The organism is Kineococcus siccus (assembly GCF_009906795.1).
Lineage (GTDB): Bacteria > Actinomycetota > Actinomycetes > Actinomycetales > Kineococcaceae > Kineococcus > Kineococcus siccus.
Window position 1 is genome coordinate 1 of sequence record NZ_JAAALN010000053.1, and the last position, 19,827, is coordinate 19,827.

Consider the following 19,827-nt stretch of genomic DNA (forward strand, 5'->3'; position numbering starts at 1 on the left):
CTCCGCGTCCCCCTCCGACCGGCGCTCCCCGACGGCCGGCGGCGGCAGCTCCACGGCGTCGGCTGCGGGCTCGCGCTCCTCAGGCGGCACGGACGGCGCTCCCCGTCACGACGTCGACGCGGTGCGCCCCGGCCCCGCGCAGGGCGTCCGGCACGTCCTCGGGCACGGCCGCGGTGACGAGCACCTGCTCGGCGTCGGCGACGACCTCGGCCAGCCGCTCGCGGCGGCCGGCGTCGAGCTCCGCGAAGACGTCGTCGAGGACGAGCACGGGACCGCCCGGGTCCTCGGAGGCCCCGTCGGCCAGGAGCAGCCGGTAGCTGGCCAGGCGCAGCCCCAGCGCCACCGACCAGGACTCGCCGTGGCTCGCGTAGCCCTTGGCGGGCATCCCGCCCAGGGTGAGGACCAGGTCGTCGCGCTGGGGCCCGACGAGGCAGACCCCCCGGTCGAGCTCCGCCTTGCGCTGCTCGGCCGTGGCGGCCAGCAGCGCCAGGCGCAGCTCCTCGCGCGAGGGCTGCGCCCCGCCCGGCGTCGTGGCGACGCCCTCGCCGAGCAGGGGCAGGGCGCTGCGGTACGTCAGCTCGAGGTCGCCCTGCCCGCGGCTGACCGCCTGGTAGGCCCCGGCCACCGGCTCCCGCAGGTCGGCGAGCAGGGCGAGCCGGGCGGCCAGCAGCTCGGCGCCCGTCGCCGCCAGCTGCTCGTCCCACACGTCGAGGACGTGCGGGTCCCCGCGGCCGGAGCGCAGGGCGGCCCCCGCCGACTTCAGCAGCGCCGTCCGCTGCCGCAGCACGCGGTCGTAGTCGCTGCGCAGGCCCGCGACGCGCGGCCAGCGCGTCACGAGCAGGTCGTCGAGGTAGCGCCGCCGGCCGTCGGGGTCGCCCTTGACGAGCGCGAGGTCCTCCGGGGCGAACAGCACCGTGCGCAGGGTCCCCAGCACGTCGCGCGGCCGGCGCACGGGGGAGGAGTTCAGCCGTGCGCGGTTGGCGCGCCCCGGGGTGATCTCCAGCTCGACCAGGGCGCGGCGGCCGCCGCGCACCAGCTCCGCGCGCACCACGGCCCGCGCCGCGCCCTGCCGCACCAGCGGCGCGTCACCCGAGACGCGGTGGCTGGACAGGGTCGCGACGTAGCCGATCGCCTCGACGAGGTTCGTCTTGCCCTGGCCGTTGAGGCCGACGAACGTCGTCGTGCCCGGCCCGAGGTCGAGCTCCAGCTCGGCGTAGGACCGGTAGTCGACGAGGGAGAGGTGCGCGACGTGCACGCGAGCCCGGCGCCCTAGCTGACGGAACCGGTGCCGGACGACGGCCCGGCCTCGGTGACCGCGTGGCCGCCGAACTGGTTGCGCAGGGCCGCGACGGCCTTGATGGAGGGGGAGTCCTCCTGGCGGGAGGAGAACCGCGCGAAGAGCGCGGCCGCGAGCACCGGCATGGGCACGGCGTTCTCGATGGCCTGCTCCAGGGTCCAGCGGCCCTCGCCTGAGTCCTGCGCGTAGCCGCGGATGTTGTCGAGCTTGGGGTCCTCCTCCAGCGCGCGGACCATGAGGTCCAGCAGCCAGGAGCGCACGACGGTGCCGCGGGTCCACGCCTTGAAGACGGCCGGGACGTCCTTGATGATGCCCTTCGCCTCGAGGAGCTCGTAGCCCTCGGCGTAGGCGTGCATGAGGCCGTACTCGATGCCGTTGTGGACCATCTTGGAGTAGTGCCCCGCGCCGACGCCGCCGGCGTGCACGAAGCCCTCCTCGCGGGGGCCGTCGGGGCGCAGCGCGTCGAAGACGGGCATCGCCAGCTTGACGTGGGCGTCGGCGCCGCCGGCCATGAGGCCGTAGCCGTTGTCCTTGCCCCACACGCCGCCCGAGACGCCGCAGTCCATGTAGCCCGTGCCGCGCTCGCTGAGGAGCTTGGCGTTGATCTCGTCGTCGGTCCACTTCGAGTTGCCGCCGTCGATGACGAGGTCGCCGTCCTTGAGCAGCGGGGCGAGGCTCGCCACGGTGTCGCGCGTGATGCGGCCCGAGGGGACCATCACCCAGACGACGCGGGGGGAGGGCAGCGCGTCGACCAGCGCGGCGAGGCTGGGGACGTCGGTGACGTCGGGGTTCGGGTCGTAACCGGTGACCTCGACGCCCTTCTCGCGCAGGCGGGTGCGCATGTTCCCGCCCATCTTGCCCAGACCGACGAGTCCGATGTGCATGCGTTGTGTCCCCTCGTGGTGCCCGGGTTCCCGGGCGTCGCGGTCGCCGGCGTCAGCCGGCGAGTCGGACCGGCATCAGCAGGTACCGGTAGCTGTCGTCGTCCTCGCCCTCCGCGTCGGCCTGACCCGTGATGACGGCGGGCCGCGTGGCCTGGGTGAACGACAGGCGGGCGAAGGGCGCGTTGAGCGCCCCGAGCCCGTCGAGCAGGAACTGGGGGTTGAAGGCGATCGCGATCGCCTCGCCGGTCAGGGTCGCGTCGAGCGCCTCCGACGCCTGGGCGTCGTCACCCTGCCCGGCCTCCAAGGACAGCAGACCCTCTTCGAAGCGCAAGCGGACCGGGGTGTTGCGCTCCGCGACGAGGGCGACGCGCTTGACGGCCTCCGTGAGGGCCGCCGTGGACACGACCGCGTGCGTGGGGGACTCGGCCGGGAACAGCGCCCGCACCTTCGGGTACTCACCGTCCACGAGCAGCGACGTGGAGTGCCGCCCGGCGGCCTGGAAGCCGATGAGGTCGCTCTTGCCGTCGGCCAGCGCCATCGTGATCGAGCCGGTCGCCCCGATGGAGCGGGCCACGTCGGACAGCGTCCGGGCCCGCACGAGGGCGATCGCCGAGATGTCCGGCGTCGAGGGGTTCCAGCGCAGCTCGCGCACCGCGAGCCGGTAGCGGTCGGTCGCCAGCAGCGTCAGGCGGTCGCCCTCGATCTCCATCCGGACGCCCGTGAGGATGGGCAGCGTCTCGTCGCGGCTCGCCGCGACCGTCACCTGCGAGACGGCCTCGGTGAAGGTGTCGCCCGTGAGGGTCCCGGAGGAGTCGGGCAGCGCGGGCAGCGCCGGGTACTCCTCGACGGGCATCGTCAGCAGCGCGAAGCGGCTGGCCCCGCACGTGAGCGTCACCTTCGAGCCCTCGGTCACCAGCGTCACCGGCCGGCCCGGCAGGCTGCGCGAGATGTCGGCCAGCAGCCGGCCCGAGACCAGGACGCGCCCCGCGGTGCGGACCTCGGCGGGCACCTCGACGCGCGCGGAGACCTCGTAGTCGAACGTCGACAGCGTGAGGGTGCCCTCGGTGTCGGCCTCGAGCAGGACGCCCGCCAGCACCGGCACGGGCGGCCGCGTCGGCAGGGCCCGGGCAGCCCAGGCGACGGCGTCGGCCAGCACGTCGCGCTCGACCTGCAACTCCACCAGGTACCGCCCCTCCTCCACGGCCGGGGTCCCCCGGCTCGTCCTGCACGTGGTCCCCGGGACCGCCGGCCGGCCCCGGAGCGGGACGACGGGCAGCGGGATCGAGGACGGCTCCTGACAGTAGTGGAGTTCGCCCGGCACGGTGAACGTGGCCCGGACCTCCCCGTCCAGGCCCTCCCAGGCCCCGCACCCACCAGGTTGTCCACCCCTCTCGTGGGTTGACGGACTTCACCGTGGAGGAGTTCATCGTCGTCGTAGTCCTTGTGGACGCTGTGGACAACTCGACGTCATCGCAGGTCAGCGGCTCATCCGTCGTCCACAGCCCTGTGGGTGGCCTGCGGACGGGGAGGTCGCGCCGTCCACAGGCCCAGCGGGCGACCGCGGCGCGTCCACACGCGTCCACAGGGGCACGGGGTCGCGCGCACCGGCTGTCCACGACGTCGTCCACCGATCCGGGGCCGGATGTCCACACGCCTTTCCCCAGCGTGTGGACAACCCACCGCAGCCGTCGCGGACCTCCCGGTGACCCCTCGGCGACCTCCCGCGGGGCCCCCGGAGCCCCCGGACGACGAAGGCCCCCCGGCGGTGTGCCGGGGGGCCTGGGAAGGCGGGAGGGGCGTCGTGCGGGCGCCGGGTCAGCGCGGGCTCAGGCGCCGGCCTGCTTCTTGATGCGGTTGGTGAGCTCGGTGACCTGGTTGTAGGTGCTGCGACGCTCCGCCATCTGCTGCTTGATCTTGCGCTCGGCGTGCATGACGGTCGTGTGGTCGCGCCCGCCGAAGTGCTGCCCGATCTTCGGCAGCGACAGCTCCGTCAGCTCCCGGCACAGGTACATGGCGATCTGGCGGGCCGTCACGAGGGTCCGCGACCGCGACGTGCCGCACAGGTCCTCGAGCGTGACGCTGAAGTACGACGCCGTCTGGCCCATGATCGCCGACGCGGTGATCTCCGGGGTCTCGTCGTTGGGGATCAGGTCCCGCAGGACGATCTCGGCCAGCTGCATGTCCACGGGCTGGCGGTTGAGGCTCGCGAAGGCCGTGACGCGGATCAGCGCCCCCTCCAGCTCGCGGATGTTCGAGGAGATCTTCGACGCGATGTACTCCAGCACGTCGTCGGGCGCCTCGAGCCGCTCCCCCGTGGCCTTCTTGCGGAGGATGGCGATGCGGGTCTCGAGGTCGGGCGGCTGGACGTCGGTGATCAGGCCCCACTCGAAGCGGCTGCGCATGCGCTCCTCGAAGCCCGACAGCTGCTTGGGCGGCAGGTCGGAGGTGATGACGACCTGCTTGCTCGCGTTGTGCAGCGTGTTGAAGGTGTGGAAGAACTCCTCCTGCGTCTGCACCTTGTTCGACAGGAACTGGATGTCGTCGATGAGCAGGACGTCCACGTCGCGGTAGCGGCGCTGGAAGGCCTGCGCCTTGTCGTCGCGGATCGAGTTGATGAAGTCGTTGGTGAACTCCTCGGAGTTCACGTACCGCACCTGCACCCCCGGGTACAGGTTCTGCGCGTAGTGCCCGATGGCGTGCAGCAGGTGGGTCTTGCCCAGCCCCGACTCGCCGTAGATGAAGAGCGGGTTGTACGCCTTCGCGGGTGCCTCGGCCACCGCGACCGCCGCGGCGTGCGCGAAGCGGTTGCTGGCCCCGATGACGAAGGTCTCGAAGATGTACTTCGGGTTCAGCCGGGCGTTCTCGACCTTGGTGGGCGTGCGACCGCGCGGGCCCTGCCGGCCGGTGCCGGCGCCCCGGTCGACCTTGAAGCCCGTGAAGAGCAGGTCCGGGTCGGAGTCGTCGAGGGGGTTGGCGTCCTCGGCGGTGCGCCGGCCCGAACCGCGGCCGTCGTAGCGGTCGTCGTCGTGGCGCCGGTGCTCGCCGGCCCGTCCCTCACCACCCCGTCCCTCGCCGACGCGGCCGTCGTAGCCGCGCGGGCCGGCGTCCAGGTCCGGGTCGCCGCCGTTGAGCCGCTCGCGCTCCAGGTCCCCGCGGCCCGACCCCGACTCGCCGTTGAGCTCCGGGGACAGCGTGGCGCCGATCGAGGTGTCCACGGTGACGGCCAGCCGCACGCCGTGCCCGAGCTCGTCGGCCAGCGCGCGGATCAGCGGTTCGCGGACCTTCTGCTCGATGACCTCCTTGGTGAGGTCGTTCGGCACGGCCAGCAGCGCGGTGCCGTCCAGCAGGCCCAGCGGCTTGGTCAGCCGCACGAAGGCCTTCTGGTGCTGGGTGACCCCGTTGCCGTCCAGCTGCGCCACCGCGCGCTCCCAGACGTCGCGGAAGTCTCCGCCGTCGCTGTCCACCACGAGCTCTCCCGTCGTTCCACGCTGATCGACGGGCTCCGTCCACACCCCTGTCCACACTCTGTGCACGACGGCCGGGGACGACGAGGAGACCCGTCGGTGCACCAGGGATCGGCGCGGACATCGGCTTGTCGAGCCGGGACGGTAACAACGGCGGCTCCACCGTTCAAGTGCCGTCCCGCGCCCGGTCTCCCGGTGTTCGCCCGGTCGACCTGCGGGGGCCGGACGATCCCGGCACCCGGAGTGCGCTGGGACGAAGGTACCCGCCCGGCGGGACCCCGTCGTGCCGCCCACCGGGTCCGCCGGTGGGGACCCGGCCGGTCCGGTCGCGGCGCTTTGACCAGCAGGTTCCGCGCCCGTACTCTGGTCCGGATTGTGCTCTGCGTCGGCTGGCCCCACGGCTGCGGCGGGAGCCCGGACCTGGCGATCTTGGAGACCTCACGTGAGCAAGCGGACCTTCCAGCCGAACAACCGTCGGCGGGCCAAGACCCACGGCTTCCGCCTGCGGATGCGCACCCGCGCCGGCCGCGCCATCCTCTCCGCGCGCCGGGCCAAGGGCCGCGCGGAGATCTCCGCCTGACCGACCCCGCGACCTCCGCGTGCTGCCCGCGGCGCGCCGCCTGCGGCGCAAGGACGACTTCACGTCGGCCCTGCGCGGTGGCGTCCGCGCTGGCACGCGTCGCCTGGTCCTGCACTGGACCGCGACCGACGAAGCCCACCCCACGAGGGTGGGCTTCGTCGTGTCCAAGGCGGTCGGCGGCTCCGTCGTGCGGCACCGCACGCAGCGGCAGCTGAGGCACCTGGCGGCGCACCGCTGGGCCGTCCTGCCGCCGGAGGGTGGCCTCCTGGTCGTCCGGGCGCTGCCCGGTGCGGCCGGGGCCTCGTCCGCCGAGCTCGCCACCGACCTCGACAAGGGCCTGCGCCGGCTGGGGCTGACGCCTCGTGGCTGACGTGGGTGCGGGGAGGCGGACGTCGTGGAACCCGCTGCGCTGGCCGGCACTGCTGCTGGTCGGGGCGGTCCGGGTCTACCAGCTCGTCGTCTCGCCGTGGCTGGGCCCGACGTGCCGCTTCTACCCCTCCTGCTCCTCCTACGCCGTGGACGCGCTGCGCACGCACGGGGCCGTCCGCGGCACCTGGCTCGCCGCGCGGCGGTTGCTGAGGTGCCACCCGTGGAACCCTGGAGGCGTCGACCCCGTTCCGCCGAGGGGGCCGGCGCGGCAGCGGCCGTGATCCCACGACCGCACCGAGAACCTGGGGGGACGCGTGAGCGTCCACCCCGACAACGTCGAGCGGGCCCCGATCAGCAGGGCCTCGGACACGAGCCGCCGGGACACCGGCGAGTGGAGGAGAGGACTGCCGGGCGATGATCGAATTCTTCTACCAACTGCTGTACCCCATCCAGTGGGTCGTCGCGTGGATCATGGTGCGCTTCCACGACCTGTGGACGGCTGTCGGGTTCGACGCGGCGGGCGGTGCGGCGTGGTCCCTCTCGATCATCGGCCTCGTCGTCGTCGTCCGGATCATCCTCATCCCCTTGTTCGTGAAGCAGATCAAGGCGATGCGCGGGATGCAGGTCATCCAGCCGGAGATGCGCAAGATCCAGCAGAAGTACAAGGGCAAGACCGATCCTGCGAGCCGCCAGGCGCAGCAGCAGGAGATGATGGCCCTGTACCGGTCCTCGGGCACGAACCCGATGGCCTCCTGCCTGCCGATCCTGCTGCAGTCGCCCATCTTCCTGGCGCTCTTCCACACGCTGAACGGCATCGGGCAGGGCAAGACGGTCGGGGCCCTCGACCAGACGCTGGTCGACCAGGCGGACAACGCGACCATCTTCGGCGCCAAGCTGTCCGGGATCTTCCTGCGGTCCTGGGACACGGGCGACTGGAACACGATCGTCCTGACCGCGGTCATGATCGTGCTGATGTCGGCCTCGCAGTTCGTGACCCAGCGTCAGCTGATGGCCAAGAACACGTCGTCGGCGTCGATGGAGAACAACCCCTTCGCGCAGCAGCAGAAGCTGATGCTGTACATCCTGCCGATCGTCTTCGCCGTCTCCGGCGTCAACTTCCCCATCGGTGTCCTCCTCTACTGGCTCACGACCAACGTGTGGTCCATGGGCCAGCAGTTCTTCGTCATCCGCCGGCTGCCCAACCCGGGCTCGCTCGCGGAGAAGGAGCTCCTCGAGCGCAAGGCCCGTCGGGCCGCCCGCCGGGGCACCGTCCTGCCCGCCACGGACGGCGGGAGCGGCGTGCAGCTGACCAAGGACGCGGAGCACACCTCGTCGGTGGCGCCCGTGCGGCGTCAGCGGCAGCAGCCCAAGCGGGGCACGAGCCGCGACGCCCGGCGGCGGCCCGGCGCCCCGCCGAGCAGTCAGCGGCCCACGGGCCGCTGACCGCCCGACCGACCTCGCACCGTCGCCGGTGCGGACCAGCACGACGAGCCGCGGACGCGGCACCGAGGAGGACGTGTGAGCCAGAGCACGGCAGACGACACCCAGGCCCCGGAGGCGACGAGCCCCCCGGAGCCCGGCGACGCCGCGCCCACGGGGCGCGGCGCCCGCCAGCCCAAGGGCGCGGGAGCCACCCGCCTGGAGGAGGAGGGCGACGTCGCGGCCGACTACCTCGAGGAGCTGCTCGACATCGTCGACCTCGACGGTGACATCGACATCGACATCGAGAACGGGCGCGCGTCCGTCGCCATCGTCGCCGACGCCGGCGGCACTCCGGCCCTGCGCACGCTGGTGGGCGGCGACGGCGAGGTCCTCGAGGCGCTGCAGGAGCTGACGCGCCTCGCCGTCCAGGCGCAGACGGGCGACCGGACGAGGCTCCTGCTGGACGTGGCCGGCTTCCGCGCCGAGAAGCGGACGTCCCTCGTCGCGCTCGCCGGCGAGGTCGTGGCCCGGGTCCGGGCCAGCGGCACCGACGAGAAGCTCGAGCCGATGCCAGCCTTCGAGCGCAAGGTGGTGCACGACGCGGTGGCCGCCGCCGGTCTGGAGTCCGAGTCCGAGGGTGAGGAGCCGCGGCGGCGCGTCGTCGTCCTCGCCCCGGCCGCGGCCGCGCCCGACGCCTGACCGGAGGGAGACCCCCTGCCCGATAGGGTGACGGGGTGTCTGACGAAGTGCCCGAGGGCGGTGCTGTTCCACGTGGAACAGCACCGCCCTCCGTCGTTCCCCCCGCCGCGCACCAGCTGTTCGGGGCGCGGGTGGAGCTCGCGGCCGCGTACGTCGGGCAGCTGGCCGACGCCGGCGTCGAGCGCGGTCTCATCGGGCCGCGGGAGGTGCCCCGCCTCTGGACGCGGCACCTGCTGAACTGCGCCCACCTCGCAGAGCTGGTCCCCCCGGGCGCCTCGGTCATCGACGTCGGATCGGGAGCTGGACTGCCGGGCATCCCCGTCGCCCTGGCCCGTCCCGACGTGCAGGTCCGGCTCGTCGAGCCGCTTGAGCGCCGCTTCCACTTCCTCCGCGAGGTCGTCGCCGCGCTCGGGCTGCGCGACCAGGTCGCCGTCGTGCGGGGCCGGGCCGAGGACGTCGCGGGTGAGTTCTCCGCCCCCGTCGTCACCGCCCGCGCGGTCGCCCCGCTCGCGACCCTCTACGGCTGGACGATGCCGCTGGTCCAGACCGACGGCCACCTCCTCGCCATCAAGGGACGCTCGGCGCCCGAGGAGATCGAGGCCGCTGCGGAGGCGCTGCGGGCGCTGGGCGTCACCACGACCCCCGAGGTCCTGCACTGCGGGCCGGACGACGAGACGGGGACGACCGTCGTCCGCGTCGACCGCGGATCGGGGCCGTTGCGCAAGCCGCCGGTCCCCGGGGCGGCCAAGCGTCGTCCGTCGAAGACCGCGCCGGTGCGCGGCTCGCGTCAGCGGTGACTCCGCCCCGCTCCACCCCGACCACCGCCCTCCCGAAGGGAACCCGTGTGACCACTCTCGGCTGGCTCGGCCACACCACCGTCCAGGACACCCGGCCGCGAGGCCTCGGCTGGTTCACCCCCCGTGCGACACCGCCGTCCGCGTCGGCGCAGGGGGAGCCGGCGCCTCCGGCGGACGACCCTGTGGTGGGTGGTCCCTCTCCCGAGGCGGTCCCCGGGACGGGAGCCGCACCGGGCACCGTGGCGCCGGACGTCGCCGTTGTTCCACGTGAAACGGCGTCCGAGCTGGCCCCGGCCTCCGTGCGCAGCGCCGAGGCGCCGATGACGATGGCGCCGGCGCCGGCGACGAGTGATGTTCCACGTGAAACGGCGACTGACGCCGCGGCACCCGGGCCGGTGGCGGACGACGCGCCGAGTGCGGTCCACGCGCCCCTCGACCGGACCGCGGACGTGCCTCCCCGTACCCCGTCCCAGGACGGCGGTCCCGTTTCACGTGGAACCACCGCCGCAGCTCCCGAGCCGCTCGCGGACGCCGCGCTGGCAGCAACGCCGCTACCGCCGGTCAGCGGTGGCTCCCGACCGAGCACCGCGCGCTTCCCGGCCCCGGCGGAGACCCGGGTCCTCACCATCGCCAACCAGAAGGGCGGCGTCGGCAAGACGACGACCGCCGTGAACCTCGCCGCCGCCCTCTCGCTGGCGGGCCTCAAGGTCCTGGTGCTGGACCTCGACCCGCAGGGCAACGCGTCGACCGCCCTCGGCATCGACCACAGCGCCGACGTGCCCGGCGTCTACGAGGTGCTCGTGGAGGGCAAGCCGCTGGCCGACGTCGTGCAGCGGTGCGGTGAGGCGCCGGACCTGTGGTGCGCCCCCGCCACCATCGACCTGGCCGGGGCCGAGATCGAGCTGGTCAGCATGGTGGCGCGCGAATCGCGGCTGCTGCGGGCGCTGACGACGTACCTCAAGCAGGTGGAGCGCTCCGGCGCCGGCCGCATCGACTACGTGCTCATCGACTGCCCGCCGAGCCTCGGCCTGCTGACGATCAACGCCTTCGTCGCCGCACCCGAGGTGCTCATTCCGATCCAGTGCGAGTACTACGCGCTGGAGGGCCTGACGCAGCTGCTGTCGAACATCGAGCTCATCCAGCAGCACCTCAACCCGGACCTGCACGTCTCGACGATCCTGCTGACGATGTACGACGGGCGTACGCGGCTGGCGTCGCAGGTCGTGGAGGAGGTCCGGGGGCACTTCGGCGGCGAGGTCCTCCACTCGCTCGTGCCGCGCTCCGTGCGCATCTCCGAGGCCCCGAGCCACGGCAAGACCGTCATGACGTACGACCCGTCGTCCTCGGGTGCGCTCGCCTACCTCGAGGCCGCGCGCGAGATGGCGCAGCGCGGGGCGGCGGCCGACGACACACCGGTCGGGGTCACCGACGTGCGCGGTCCGGCACGAGATGCTGCCGTCGGGTCGGCGCCGCAGGTCGCCGACCCGTGGTCGAGGTGGACCTCCGGGACGATCGGTCGGCGCGGGATGGCGTCGCAGGAAGGTGGAGCGTGAGCGACAAGCGGCGAGGCCTGGGGCGCGGGCTGGGAGCCCTCATCCCCAACGGCCCGGCGGCGACGCCCCGGCCGCAGTACGCCGACGCGTTCGGCGCCGTGCCCGCACGGACGGCCGCACGCCCCGTGGACGTCTTCTTCGACCAGCGCGAGGTGCCCGCGGAGGACGTCGCGCCGGACCCGGTCGAGAGCGACGCCATCGGCACGCCGACCATGGACGACCGGCGCGACGAGCCGTCCCCGACCCGGTCGGACACCGCGCCGGAGGGGCCGGGCGCGCACGGGGACGTGCCCGTCGCGCCCGTGCTGCCCGACGGTCTCGTCGCGGTCCCCGGGGCCCGCTTCGCCGAGGTGCCCGTCACCGCGATCGTCCCCAACCCGCGGCAGCCGCGGACCGTCTTCGACGAGGACGAGCTGGCCGAGCTGGTGCACTCCGTGCAGGAGATCGGTGTCCTGCAGCCGATCGTCGTCCGGCCGGTGCCGGGCGTCGAGGGTGAGGCGGAGACCTACGAGCTCGTCATGGGCGAGCGCCGCTGGCGCGCGGCCACCGACGCCGGTCTCACCACCGTCCCGGCCATCGTGCGGGAGACCGCCGACGACGACCTGCTGCGCGACGCGCTGCTCGAGAACCTGCACCGCAGCCAGCTCAACCCCCTCGAGGAGGCGGCCGCCTACCAGCAGCTGCTGGAGGACTTCGGCTGCACGCACGAGGAGCTCGCGAGCCGGATCGGGCGCTCCCGCCCGCAGATCAGCAACACCCTGCGGCTGCTGAAGCTCCCCCCGCTCGTGCAGCGACGGGTCGCGGCCGGCGTGCTGAGCGCCGGCCACGCGCGCGCCCTGCTGTCCCTCGAGGACGGCGGGGCCATGGAGCGGCTGGCGCAGCGCATCGTGGCCGAGGGCCTGTCGGTGCGGGCCGTGGAGGAGATCATCGCGCTGGGCGACGCGGACACCGCCCCGCGCCGCCGGAACCCGCCGCAGCCGCAGCCCGAGGTGGAGCAGCGCGCGTCCGCCCTGGCGGAGCGCCTGGACACCCGGGTCCGCATCGCCGTGGGGCGCACGCGGGGCCGGCTCACGGTCGACTTCGCGGGGCTCGACGACCTCGATCGCATCCTGCGCCTGCTGGAGCAGCAGCCCACGAACGTCTGAGGTTCAGCGCACCGGGTCGATGAGCGCCTCGACCACGGCGGACAGGTCCGCGCCGGGGACGACGTCCGCCGGGTCGAGGGCGCGCCGGGTCACCGGGACGAGCGTCAGCACGACCGTGCAGGCGCTGGCCCCGGTCACGGCCAGGTCGATGCGGTCCACCAGCCCCGCGGTGGACAGCCTCACGGTGCCGCGGGCGGTACCGCGCGCGGCCTGCAGCGGGCCCAGCTCGTCGTGCCGCACGCTGCGGGCGACCGCGGGCGGGTTGGCGTCCGCAGCGGCGGCCAGGTCGACCTCCACGGCGAGCACCTCGTCGCCCGGCACCCTGTCGCCCGGTACGTCGTCGTTCAGCGCCGCGGCGCTCGTGGCCGCGCGCAGCCAGTACAGCGGCAGCAGCTCCGACGCGGCGACGCCGTGGACGTCGAGGGTGACCCAGTCCGGCACGGCGAGGTGCAGCGACGTCCCGTGCAAGAGGCCGGGGTGCGGCGGCCCCCCGACCGTCGACCACGCCGACGCCACGAGCGGGACGTCGAGGTCGCAGTACCCGCGGCTCGTGGCGGGGGCGTCCACGTCGTCCCGGACCGCGACGGCCGCCGTCACAGCGAACGTCGCGTGGGCGACCGTGCGGTCGACGGCGGCGAGCAGGTCGGCGAGGGCGTCGGTCACGCCCCAGGACTACCAGGGACGGCGCGGCCCGGCCCGGTGGGTGCCCCCGCCCGGACCCTGGACGCGAGGACGCCCCCACCCGGTGGGGCGGGGGCGTCCTCGGTGTCCGGGCGAGGTCAGCGCTCCAGGGCGCTCTGCACGATCCCGCGGTAGACGGCGTCCAGCTCGAGGCCCGCGGCGGCGACGCCCTGCGGGAGCAGCGACGTCTCGGTCATCCCCGGGGCCGCGTTGGCCTCGAGGAAGACGGGCACCCCCTCGTGGTCGACGATGAAGTCGATGCGCGAGAGGTGCCGCAGACCCAGCGCCTCGTGCGCCCCGCGCGCCGCCGCGGCGAGGCGGTCGGCGACGTCGTCGGCCAGCCGGGCCGGCGCGAAGAACTCGGTGGCCCCGGCCGTGTAGCGGGCCGTGTAGTCGTAGGACCCGCCGTCGGCCACGATCTCCACGGCCGGCAGCACGCGGAGCTCCCCGTCGACGTCGACGACGGAGACGGCGACCTCGGTGCCCCTGACGTGCTGCTGCACGACGGCCGTGTCGCCGTAGGCGAAGGAGTCGACGACGGCGCGGGCCAGGTCGCCCGGCTCGTCGACGACGGCCACCCCCAGGGCCGAGCCGCCGCGGCTGGGCTTCACGACCAGGGGGAAGCCCGCCCACGTCCCCGCGGCCGCGAGGACCGGCTGCGCCCCCAGGTCCCGGAACGTGGCGTGCGGGAGCGCGATGTGCTCGGGCACCGCGATGCCCGCCGCCCGCACGACGCTCGCAGCGATGGGCTTGTCCCACGCGAGGCGGCACGACTGGGGCCGCGAGCCCACGTAGCGCAGCCGGAGCAGCTCGAGGACGTCGCGCAGGGCCCCGTCCTCGCCGATGGCCCCGTGCAGCACGGGCCACACCACGTCGGGCCGGTCCTCCGCCAGCGTCGGCAGCAGGTGGGCGTCGGCGTCCAGCACCGTCACCTCGCAGCCCGAGGCGCGCAGCGCCTCCGCCACGCGGCGGCCGGAGCGCAGCGACACGTCCCGCTCGTGGGAGAGACCGCCGGCCAGCACGGTCACGCGGGGGTTCACGCGAGCTCCGGTCCGGGCGAGTCGACGCTGCCCGCGCGTTCGTGCGGTGAGGGGTCGACCGAGCCGAACGTCTCCAGCACCTCCAGCTCGTCCTGCACGACCCCGGCGAGGCGCCGCACGCCCTCGCGGATGCGCTCGGCGGTGGGGAAGCAGTACGACAGGCGCATCGACCGCCGGCCGGAGCCGTCGGCGTAGAAGGCCGTGCCGGGGACGAAGGCCACCCGCGAGGTGACGGCGCGGGGCAGCATGGCCTTGGCGTCCAGGCCCTCGGGCAGCGTGAGCCACACGTAGAAGCCGCCGTCGGGGTGCGTCCACGTCGCCTGGGGCAGGTGCACCGCGAGCGCGTCGAGCATGGCGTCGCGCCGCTCGCGGTACAGCTCGCGGAACACCTTGACCTGACCCAGCCAGTCGTAGGTCTGCAGGTACTCGGCGATGGCGAACTGGCCGAAGGACGTCGGGCACAGCACCGAGGACTCCGCGGCCAGGACGAGCTTCTCGCGCACGGCGTGCGGCGCGACGGCCCAGCCGATCCGGAAGCCCGGGGCGAAGGTCTTCGAGAAGGAACCGAGGTGCACGACGTTCTCCGCGTCCATCGACCGCAGGGCGGGCAGCGGGTCGCCGCCGAAGCCGAGCAGGGCGTACGGGTCGTCCTCGAGCACCAGCACGCCGTGCCGCCGGCACACCGCCAGGACGGCCGGACGGCGCTGCAGCGACAGCGTCACGCCGGCCGGGTTGTGGTGGTTGGGCACGGTGTAGAGGAACTTCACGCGCTGCCCCTGCGCGGCGAGGCGGGTCAGCGCCTCGTCGAGCGCCTCCGGCTGCAGGCCGTCGGCGTCCATGGCGACGTGGACGATGCGCGCCTGGTAGGAGCGGAAGACGTTCAGCGCCCCGACGTAGCTGGGCGCCTCGGCGACCACGACGTCCCCGGGGTCGAGGAAGACGCGCGAGACGAGGTCCAGGGCCTGCTGCGACCCGGTCGTGACGACGACGTCGTCGGGGTGGGCCTGGATGCGCTGCTGGTGCATGACCTCGACGATCTGCTCGCGCAGCACCTCCTCGCCCTGCCCCGACCCGTACTGCAGCGCGACCGCCCCCTTCTCGGCGATGAGCCGCTGCGCGATCGCCGCGATGGTGTCCAGGGGCAGCGCGGGCAGGTACGGCATGCCGCCTGCCAGCGAGACGACCTCGGGCCGGTTGGCCACGGCGAACAGCGCGCGGATCTCCGACGCCGTCATCGACGCCGTCCGCACGGCGTAGGACTCGCGCCAGCGGTCCAGGCGGTTGCCCGGCCGCACGCCGGCGGCCGCGGCCCCGGCCGCAGCGGACGCGACGGCGCCCGGCGGGCTCGAGGGCGGCGGGTGCTGGCTCATGACGGCCTCCTGGGGCACGGGGTGGACGCTCGGTGGTGAGGTGCTCCCTCCATGGTGCGCCTCGGGCCTCGTCGCGGACGGCGCGGCCTCCACCTAGGATGCCGGTCACGGCGCGTACCGCGCACGGGCCGCGGCTCGTGTCGCGCTGCGCCCGCTCGACGCGGTGGCCGGCGCGCCCGGCGCCGCCGGCACGACGGTCCGGGCCGCTGCGGCGTCGTCCGGGAGAGGGAGGCACTGCCCGATGGGTCGTCGGATGGCTCCCCTCACGCTCGACACCGTGTCCGACCTGCCGAAGTCCTCGCGACGGTGCGTGTTCTGGGAGCTGGACGCGGTGGCCGGGCAGCGGGCCGCCGAGGCCGGGTACCCGGACTTCGAGAAGGAGGCCTGGATCTCGACCGTCCTGCTGCAGTGGGGGCCGTGCGGCCGCCTCGTGTACGTCGACGACCAGCCGGTGGGTTTCGTCACCTACGCGCCCCCGGTGTACGTCCCGCGGCAGAACGGCTTCGCCACCTCGCCCGTGAGCGGCGACGCGGTGCTGCTCATGACGGGCTGGATCGACCCGGCGTTCCGCGGTCAGGGGCTCGCCCGCATGCTCGTGCAGAGCGCCGCGAAGGACCTCACGCAGCGCGGCATCAAGGCGGTCGAGGCGTTCGGCGGCGGGCCCGCGGCCACGGGGGGCGACGGCGACCACGCGGACGCGCACGACACCGCCGACCCGTGCGTCCTGCCCGCCCACACCCTGGAGTCCGTCGGGTTCACCGTCGTGCGCCCGCACCACCGCCACCCCCGGCTCCGGCTCGAGCTCAAGTCCGCGGTCAGCTGGCGCGAGGACGTCGAGCAGGCCCTGGAGCGGCTCCTCGCCGGCGTCCGCGTCACGTCCCTCACGGGGGTCTCGCGCTCCTGACCGGAGGCGCTGCGCCGCAACGCCTCTCCGTCGTGACGCGACGGAGCGCCGGGAACCCTGGGGTTCCCGGCGCTCCGAGGCTTTGCGGCGCAGCGGGTCTCGCGTCGCGGATCAGATGAAGTCGGCGAGCTCCTTGAGCAGCGCGGGCTTCGGCCGCGCGCCGACGATGGTCTTGACGACCTCGCCGCCGGAGTAGACGTTCAGCGTCGGGATCGACGTGACGCCGTACTTCGCGGCGATCCGCGGGTTCTCGTCCGTGTTGATCTTGACGACCTGGATCTTCTCGCCGTGCTCGTCGGCGATCTCCTCGAGGATCGGGGCGACCTGACGGCACGGGCCGCACCAGGGCGCCCAGAAGTCGACGAGGACGGGCTTGTCGGCCTGCAGGACGACCGTGTCGAAGGTGTCGTCCGTGACCGGGGCGGTGGTGCTCATGCCGTGTTCTCCTGTGCTCGGGGGGTGGTGGTTCAGGCGGTCGGTCGCGGCTGCGGCCGCGGGACGAGGTCGGCCTCGTCGGCCGGCGGGGTCGTCGTCTCCTCGCGCACGGGCTGCTCCTCGCGCGCCGCGTCCGAGCGGGCCGCGAGGAACCGCTCGGCGTCCAGCGCTGCGGCGCAACCGGATCCGGCCGCGGTGATGGCCTGCATGTACTCGTGGTCGATGACGTCGCCCGCCGCGAACACCCCGGGGACGTTCGTCCGGGAGCTGCGGCCCTCGACGAGGATGAACCCGTTGTCGTCGAGGTCGACCTGACCCTTGACGATCCCCGTCCGCGGCTCGTGGCCGATCGCGACGAACAGCCCGGTGGCCTCGACCTCGCGCTCCTCGCCCGTGACCGTGTCCCGCAGCCGCAGGCCCGTGACCTTGTTCTCGCCGTGGATCGCGACGACCTCGGAGTTCCAAGCGAAGCGGATCTTCTCGTCGTTCTCGGCGCGCTTGACCATGATCTTGGAGGCGCGGAGCGCGTCGCGGCGGTGGACGATCGTCACCGAGCGCGCGAACTTCGTCAGGAACGTCGCCTCCTCGACGGCGGAGTCACCGCCGCCGACCACGACGATGTCCTGGTCGCGGAAGAAGAACCCGTCGCAGGTCGCGCACCAGCTGACGCCGCGCCCGGACAGCCGCTTCTCGTCGGGCAGACCGAGCTCGCGGTAGGCCGACCCCAGCGACAGGATCACCGCGTGCGCGCGGTAGGTGCCGCCGCTGCCCGTGACGACCTCCTTGACGTCGCCCTGCAGGCGGACGTCCACGACGTCGTCGGTGATGAGCTCGGCGCCGAAGCGCTCGGCCTGGGCGCGCATGCCGTCCATCAGGTCGGGGCCGAGGATGCCCTCGGGGAACCCGGGGAAGTTGTCGACCTCGGTGGTGTTCATGAGGGCGCCGCCGGCCGTGACCGACCCCTCGAACACGAGCGGCGCCAGGTCCGCGCGAGCGGCGTAGAGGGCGGCGGTGTAGCCCGCCGGACCCGAACCGATGACGATGACGTTCCGGACGTCGTCCACCGCGTCAGACCTGCTTCCGTGGTCGGGAGGCGCGCCGGGTGCTGATCACCCGCCGCGTCCGTGCTGCTCCTTCAACCGATCGTAGGGGTGCGCTGTTCCCCTCCCCACCGGCCCGCGGCGGGGCGCCGGGTGCGTCGGGCGGGCGCCGCCGGGTGCGTCGGGAGCGGGTCGGGTCGGGAGCGGGGTGGGTCAGGCAGCGGGGACGGGCACGTCGGCCGTGGCCAGCGGGTCCGCGCCCGGGACGCAGTCCAGGGCCACGACCGTGGCCCGCACGGTGTCGCCGCCGGCCCGCGAGACGACCACGGCCGCGGCCGTCCCGCGCCACTGCGCGAGGTCGACGCCGACCACGGACGCCGCCCCGACGCCCAGCACCTGCACGCAGCCGAGGGCCTGCGCCACGAGGGGGTCCCCCCCGGCCTGGGCGTCCTCCGGCGCGCTGAGCGGGGTGCGCGTCGCCGTGAGCGGGGCGCCGGAGCCCGCGAGCACGACCGTGGCCGCGTCCGCGAGCGACGCCTGGTCGGCGTAGTCGTTGCCGCTCCGCACGACGAGGGTGCCCGCGGTCTCGGCCGAGCCGGTGTCCTCCGCCCCGGTGCCCTCCGTCCCGGTGCCCGCGGCGTCCTTGCGCTCGACGACGCCGGGCAGGGCGCCCTCGTCGGCGGCACCGGCCGCGGCCGAGCTCGCGCTGCCCCGGCCCCCGGCGCCGAAGGGCGACGCCTGCTGCGCGGCGACGGCGCCGCCGCCCAGGACGACCACCGCGGCCGCGGCCGCTAGCACGCGGTTGAAGCGCCGCGCGCGGCGCCGCTGCCCCAGGGACGCGACGCCGCCGTCGACGCGGGCCGCCGCCAGCGCCGCCTCGAGGCGCGCGGCCACGTCCGCGGGCATCGCGGTGTCCTGCGCCGCGGCCGCGCGCAGCAGGTCGCGGACGTGCTGCTCGGGGGCGGGAGGGGCGTCGAACGCCGCCGCGTCGTCCCCGTCGTCGCGCTCGTCGTCGCCGGTCCTCACGTCCACCTCCTCCTCGCTGCGGCGCCCGCGGCGCCGTGACTGCTTCGTGACCGGTTCCTCCGACGCCCGCGCGGGCTCACCGGTTCCCTGCCGCCCCGAGGATCTCCGCGAGCGCGGAGCGCCCCCGCGAGCAGCGCGACTTCACCGTGCCCACGGCGACGCCGAGGATCTCCGCGGCCTCGGCCACGGGGACGTCGTACATGTCGACGAGCACCAGGGCCGCGCGCTGCGCCTCCGGCAGCCTCGCCAGGGCCCCGGTCACGTCGAGGCGGGTCTGCACCGAGGGCGTCTGGTCGGGGACGACGGCGAGCGCGGCCCCCGTGCGCACCGAGTCGTCGCCGCCGGGGCCGACCTCCTCCTCCAGCGGGCGGGTCGGCCGCACGGCCCGTCGGCGGGCGCGGTCCAGGCACGCGTTGACGACGATGCGGTGCAGCCAGGTCGTCACGGCGGAGTCGCCGCGGAAGCGGTCGGCCGCGCGCAGCGCGGAGACCAGCGCGTCCTGCACGGCGTCCGCGGCCTCCTCCCTGTCCCCCGTGGTCCGCAGCGCGACGGCCCACAGGCGGTCGCGGTGGCGGCGCACGACCTCCCCGAAGGCGTCGGGGTCCCCCGCGACGTGGGCGGCGACGAGCTCGGCGTCGGTGCGCGGGTCGCGCCCGTCGTCGCCGGGGGCGGACGGCGTCACGGCGCCGGGGTGCCGAGGACCTGCAGCTCGGACACGGTCACGCGGGCCTGGCCGTCCGTGCTGGGCAGCTCGGTGAACCACAGCAGCACCGTGCGGGTGCGCACCGGCGCCGCCGGGGTGAGGGTCTGCCGCCCGCCGGCGGGCGCCTCGGCGATCGTGACGGACCCCTCGTAGCCGCCCGCGGGGGCGTTGCGGAGCTCGACGCGGCCGCCCTCGCCGGCGTCGTCGAGCACGACCGAGGTGACGTCGACGTCCGCGCCCAGGTCCACCAGCAGCCCGATGCCGCTCTTCAGGCCGCCGAAGGCCGCGGACGTGTACCGCTCGCTGGACCAGCTGCTCGCGAGGTCGCCGTCGACGGTCCGCTCGACGCCACCGGGGCTGTCGCCGTCGCCCTCGGGGTCCAGGGCGGTCACGGCGGCCACGCGCAGCGGGGCGGGGG

At 74.5% G+C, this 19,827-nt stretch carries 19 protein-coding genes and 2 pseudogenes; 9 read left to right on the forward strand and 12 right to left on the reverse strand.

Annotated elements, in window-relative coordinates; translation table 11 throughout:
* Nucleotides 1-79: 79 nt before the first annotated feature.
* The 4 genes and pseudogenes from recF to dnaA form a co-directional block, all read right to left on the reverse strand.
* Complete coding sequence (gene recF, locus GTR02_RS08325; RefSeq protein ID WP_166607021.1) at nucleotides 80-1,255, reverse strand: DNA replication/repair protein RecF; 1,176 nt, start codon at nucleotides 1,253-1,255, stop codon at nucleotides 80-82.
* Nucleotides 1,256-1,269: 14 nt separating this feature from the next.
* A pseudogene (gene gnd, locus GTR02_RS08330) lies at nucleotides 1,270-2,187 on the reverse strand (phosphogluconate dehydrogenase (NAD(+)-dependent, decarboxylating)); the annotation flags it as partial.
* Nucleotides 2,188-2,233: 46 nt separating this feature from the next.
* The gene (gene dnaN / locus GTR02_RS08335; RefSeq protein ID WP_166607038.1) at nucleotides 2,234-3,361 is read right to left on the reverse strand and encodes a DNA polymerase III subunit beta; all 1,128 of its coding nucleotides are present in this window, start codon (nucleotides 3,359-3,361) and stop codon (nucleotides 2,234-2,236) included.
* Nucleotides 3,362-4,007: 646 nt separating this feature from the next.
* The gene (gene dnaA, locus GTR02_RS08340) at nucleotides 4,008-5,645 is read right to left on the reverse strand and encodes a chromosomal replication initiator protein DnaA (RefSeq protein WP_166607039.1); all 1,638 of its coding nucleotides are present in this window, start codon (nucleotides 5,643-5,645) and stop codon (nucleotides 4,008-4,010) included.
* Between the two features lie 442 nt (nucleotides 5,646-6,087).
* On the opposite strand from dnaA, the gene rpmH reads away from it, so the two are divergent.
* From rpmH to GTR02_RS08380, 8 genes are all read left to right on the forward strand, one after another.
* Nucleotides 6,088-6,225: a 50S ribosomal protein L34 gene (gene rpmH, locus GTR02_RS08345; protein ID WP_166607023.1), complete on the forward strand. Its 138-nt coding sequence runs from the start codon at nucleotides 6,088-6,090 to the stop codon at nucleotides 6,223-6,225.
* 19 nt (nucleotides 6,226-6,244) lie between these two features.
* Nucleotides 6,245-6,595, forward strand: a complete 351-nt coding sequence (rnpA, locus tag GTR02_RS08350; RefSeq protein ID WP_166607024.1) for a ribonuclease P protein component — start codon at nucleotides 6,245-6,247, stop codon at nucleotides 6,593-6,595.
* Complete coding sequence (yidD, locus tag GTR02_RS08355; protein ID WP_166607025.1) at nucleotides 6,588-6,875, forward strand: membrane protein insertion efficiency factor YidD; 288 nt, start codon at nucleotides 6,588-6,590, stop codon at nucleotides 6,873-6,875. Before rnpA ends, yidD begins: the two co-directional genes overlap by 8 nt.
* Nucleotides 6,876-7,008: 133 nt before the next feature.
* Nucleotides 7,009-8,037 carry a membrane protein insertase YidC gene (yidC, locus tag GTR02_RS08360; protein ID WP_166607026.1) on the forward strand — a complete coding sequence of 343 codons (1,029 nt, stop codon included), beginning with the start codon at nucleotides 7,009-7,011 and terminating at the stop codon, nucleotides 8,035-8,037.
* Between the two features lie 195 nt (nucleotides 8,038-8,232).
* Nucleotides 8,233-8,715 (forward strand): Jag family protein, encoded by a 483-nt coding sequence (locus tag GTR02_RS08365; RefSeq protein WP_205708864.1) that lies wholly within the window; start codon nucleotides 8,233-8,235, stop codon nucleotides 8,713-8,715.
* A gap of 47 nt (nucleotides 8,716-8,762) precedes the next feature.
* Complete coding sequence (gene rsmG / locus GTR02_RS08370; protein ID WP_166607040.1) at nucleotides 8,763-9,512, forward strand: 16S rRNA (guanine(527)-N(7))-methyltransferase RsmG; 750 nt, start codon at nucleotides 8,763-8,765, stop codon at nucleotides 9,510-9,512.
* Nucleotides 9,513-9,838: 326 nt separating this feature from the next.
* Nucleotides 9,839-11,065: a ParA family protein gene (locus tag GTR02_RS22920; protein ID WP_166607041.1), complete on the forward strand. Its 1,227-nt coding sequence runs from the start codon at nucleotides 9,839-9,841 to the stop codon at nucleotides 11,063-11,065.
* Nucleotides 11,062-12,210, forward strand: coding sequence for a ParB/RepB/Spo0J family partition protein (locus GTR02_RS08380; RefSeq protein WP_166607028.1), 1,149 nt, complete (start codon nucleotides 11,062-11,064; stop codon nucleotides 12,208-12,210). Before GTR02_RS22920 ends, GTR02_RS08380 begins: the two co-directional genes overlap by 4 nt.
* A gap of 3 nt (nucleotides 12,211-12,213) precedes the next feature.
* Here the strand turns inward: GTR02_RS08380 and GTR02_RS08385 are convergent, their stop codons facing one another.
* The 3 genes from GTR02_RS08385 to GTR02_RS08395 all read right to left on the reverse strand — a co-directional run bounded on the left by GTR02_RS08385 (nucleotide 12,214) and on the right by GTR02_RS08395 (nucleotide 15,301).
* Nucleotides 12,214-12,873, reverse strand: a complete 660-nt coding sequence (locus tag GTR02_RS08385) for a hypothetical protein (RefSeq protein ID WP_166607029.1) — start codon at nucleotides 12,871-12,873, stop codon at nucleotides 12,214-12,216.
* Between the two features lie 116 nt (nucleotides 12,874-12,989).
* A complete protein-coding gene (locus GTR02_RS08390; RefSeq protein WP_166607030.1) occupies nucleotides 12,990-13,931 on the reverse strand; it encodes a D-alanine--D-alanine ligase in 942 nt (313 codons plus the stop codon).
* Nucleotides 13,928-15,301 (reverse strand): aminotransferase-like domain-containing protein, encoded by a 1,374-nt coding sequence (locus GTR02_RS08395; protein ID WP_166607031.1) that lies wholly within the window; start codon nucleotides 15,299-15,301, stop codon nucleotides 13,928-13,930. The genes GTR02_RS08390 and GTR02_RS08395 overlap by 4 nt, the downstream gene beginning before the upstream one ends.
* 241 nt (nucleotides 15,302-15,542) lie before the next feature.
* On the opposite strand from GTR02_RS08395, the gene GTR02_RS08400 reads away from it, so the two are divergent.
* Nucleotides 15,543-16,205, forward strand: coding sequence for a GNAT family N-acetyltransferase (locus GTR02_RS08400; RefSeq protein ID WP_166607032.1), 663 nt, complete (start codon nucleotides 15,543-15,545; stop codon nucleotides 16,203-16,205).
* A gap of 111 nt (nucleotides 16,206-16,316) precedes the next feature.
* Here GTR02_RS08400 and trxA read toward each other — a convergent pair whose 3' ends face one another.
* The 5 genes and pseudogenes from trxA to GTR02_RS08425 all read right to left on the reverse strand — a co-directional run.
* The gene (gene trxA, locus GTR02_RS08405) at nucleotides 16,317-16,640 is read right to left on the reverse strand and encodes a thioredoxin (protein ID WP_166607033.1); all 324 of its coding nucleotides are present in this window, start codon (nucleotides 16,638-16,640) and stop codon (nucleotides 16,317-16,319) included.
* A 32-nt stretch (nucleotides 16,641-16,672) separates the two neighbouring features.
* Nucleotides 16,673-17,704, reverse strand: coding sequence for a thioredoxin-disulfide reductase (gene trxB, locus GTR02_RS08410; RefSeq protein ID WP_166607034.1), 1,032 nt, complete (start codon nucleotides 17,702-17,704; stop codon nucleotides 16,673-16,675).
* A gap of 189 nt (nucleotides 17,705-17,893) precedes the next feature.
* Nucleotides 17,894-18,706 carry a hypothetical protein gene (locus GTR02_RS08415; protein ID WP_166607035.1) on the reverse strand — a complete coding sequence of 271 codons (813 nt, stop codon included), beginning with the start codon at nucleotides 18,704-18,706 and terminating at the stop codon, nucleotides 17,894-17,896.
* A 76-nt stretch (nucleotides 18,707-18,782) separates the two neighbouring features.
* Nucleotides 18,783-19,388: an RNA polymerase sigma factor SigM gene (gene sigM / locus GTR02_RS08420; protein WP_166607036.1), complete on the reverse strand. Its 606-nt coding sequence runs from the start codon at nucleotides 19,386-19,388 to the stop codon at nucleotides 18,783-18,785.
* Nucleotides 19,385-19,827: pseudogene (locus GTR02_RS08425) on the reverse strand (serine/threonine protein kinase); the annotation flags it as partial. The gene sigM and the pseudogene GTR02_RS08425, both read right to left, overlap by 4 nt.

What these genes read in the sequence shown, in the direction of transcription:
- GTR02_RS08400 (WP_166607032.1), top strand. Translation starts at nt 15,543, where the DNA reads ATGGGTCGTCGGATGGCTCCCCTCACGCTCGACACCGTGTCCGACCTG.
- GTR02_RS08395 (WP_166607031.1), bottom strand. Translation starts at nt 15,301, where the DNA reads ATGAGCCAGCACCCGCCGCCCTCGAGCCCGCCGGGCGCCGTCGCGTCC.
- trxA (WP_166607033.1), bottom strand. Translation starts at nt 16,640, where the DNA reads ATGAGCACCACCGCCCCGGTCACGGACGACACCTTCGACACGGTCGTC.
- GTR02_RS22920 (WP_166607041.1), top strand. Translation starts at nt 9,839, where the DNA reads ATGGCGCCGGCGCCGGCGACGAGTGATGTTCCACGTGAAACGGCGACT.
- yidC (WP_166607026.1), top strand. Translation starts at nt 7,009, where the DNA reads ATGATCGAATTCTTCTACCAACTGCTGTACCCCATCCAGTGGGTCGTC.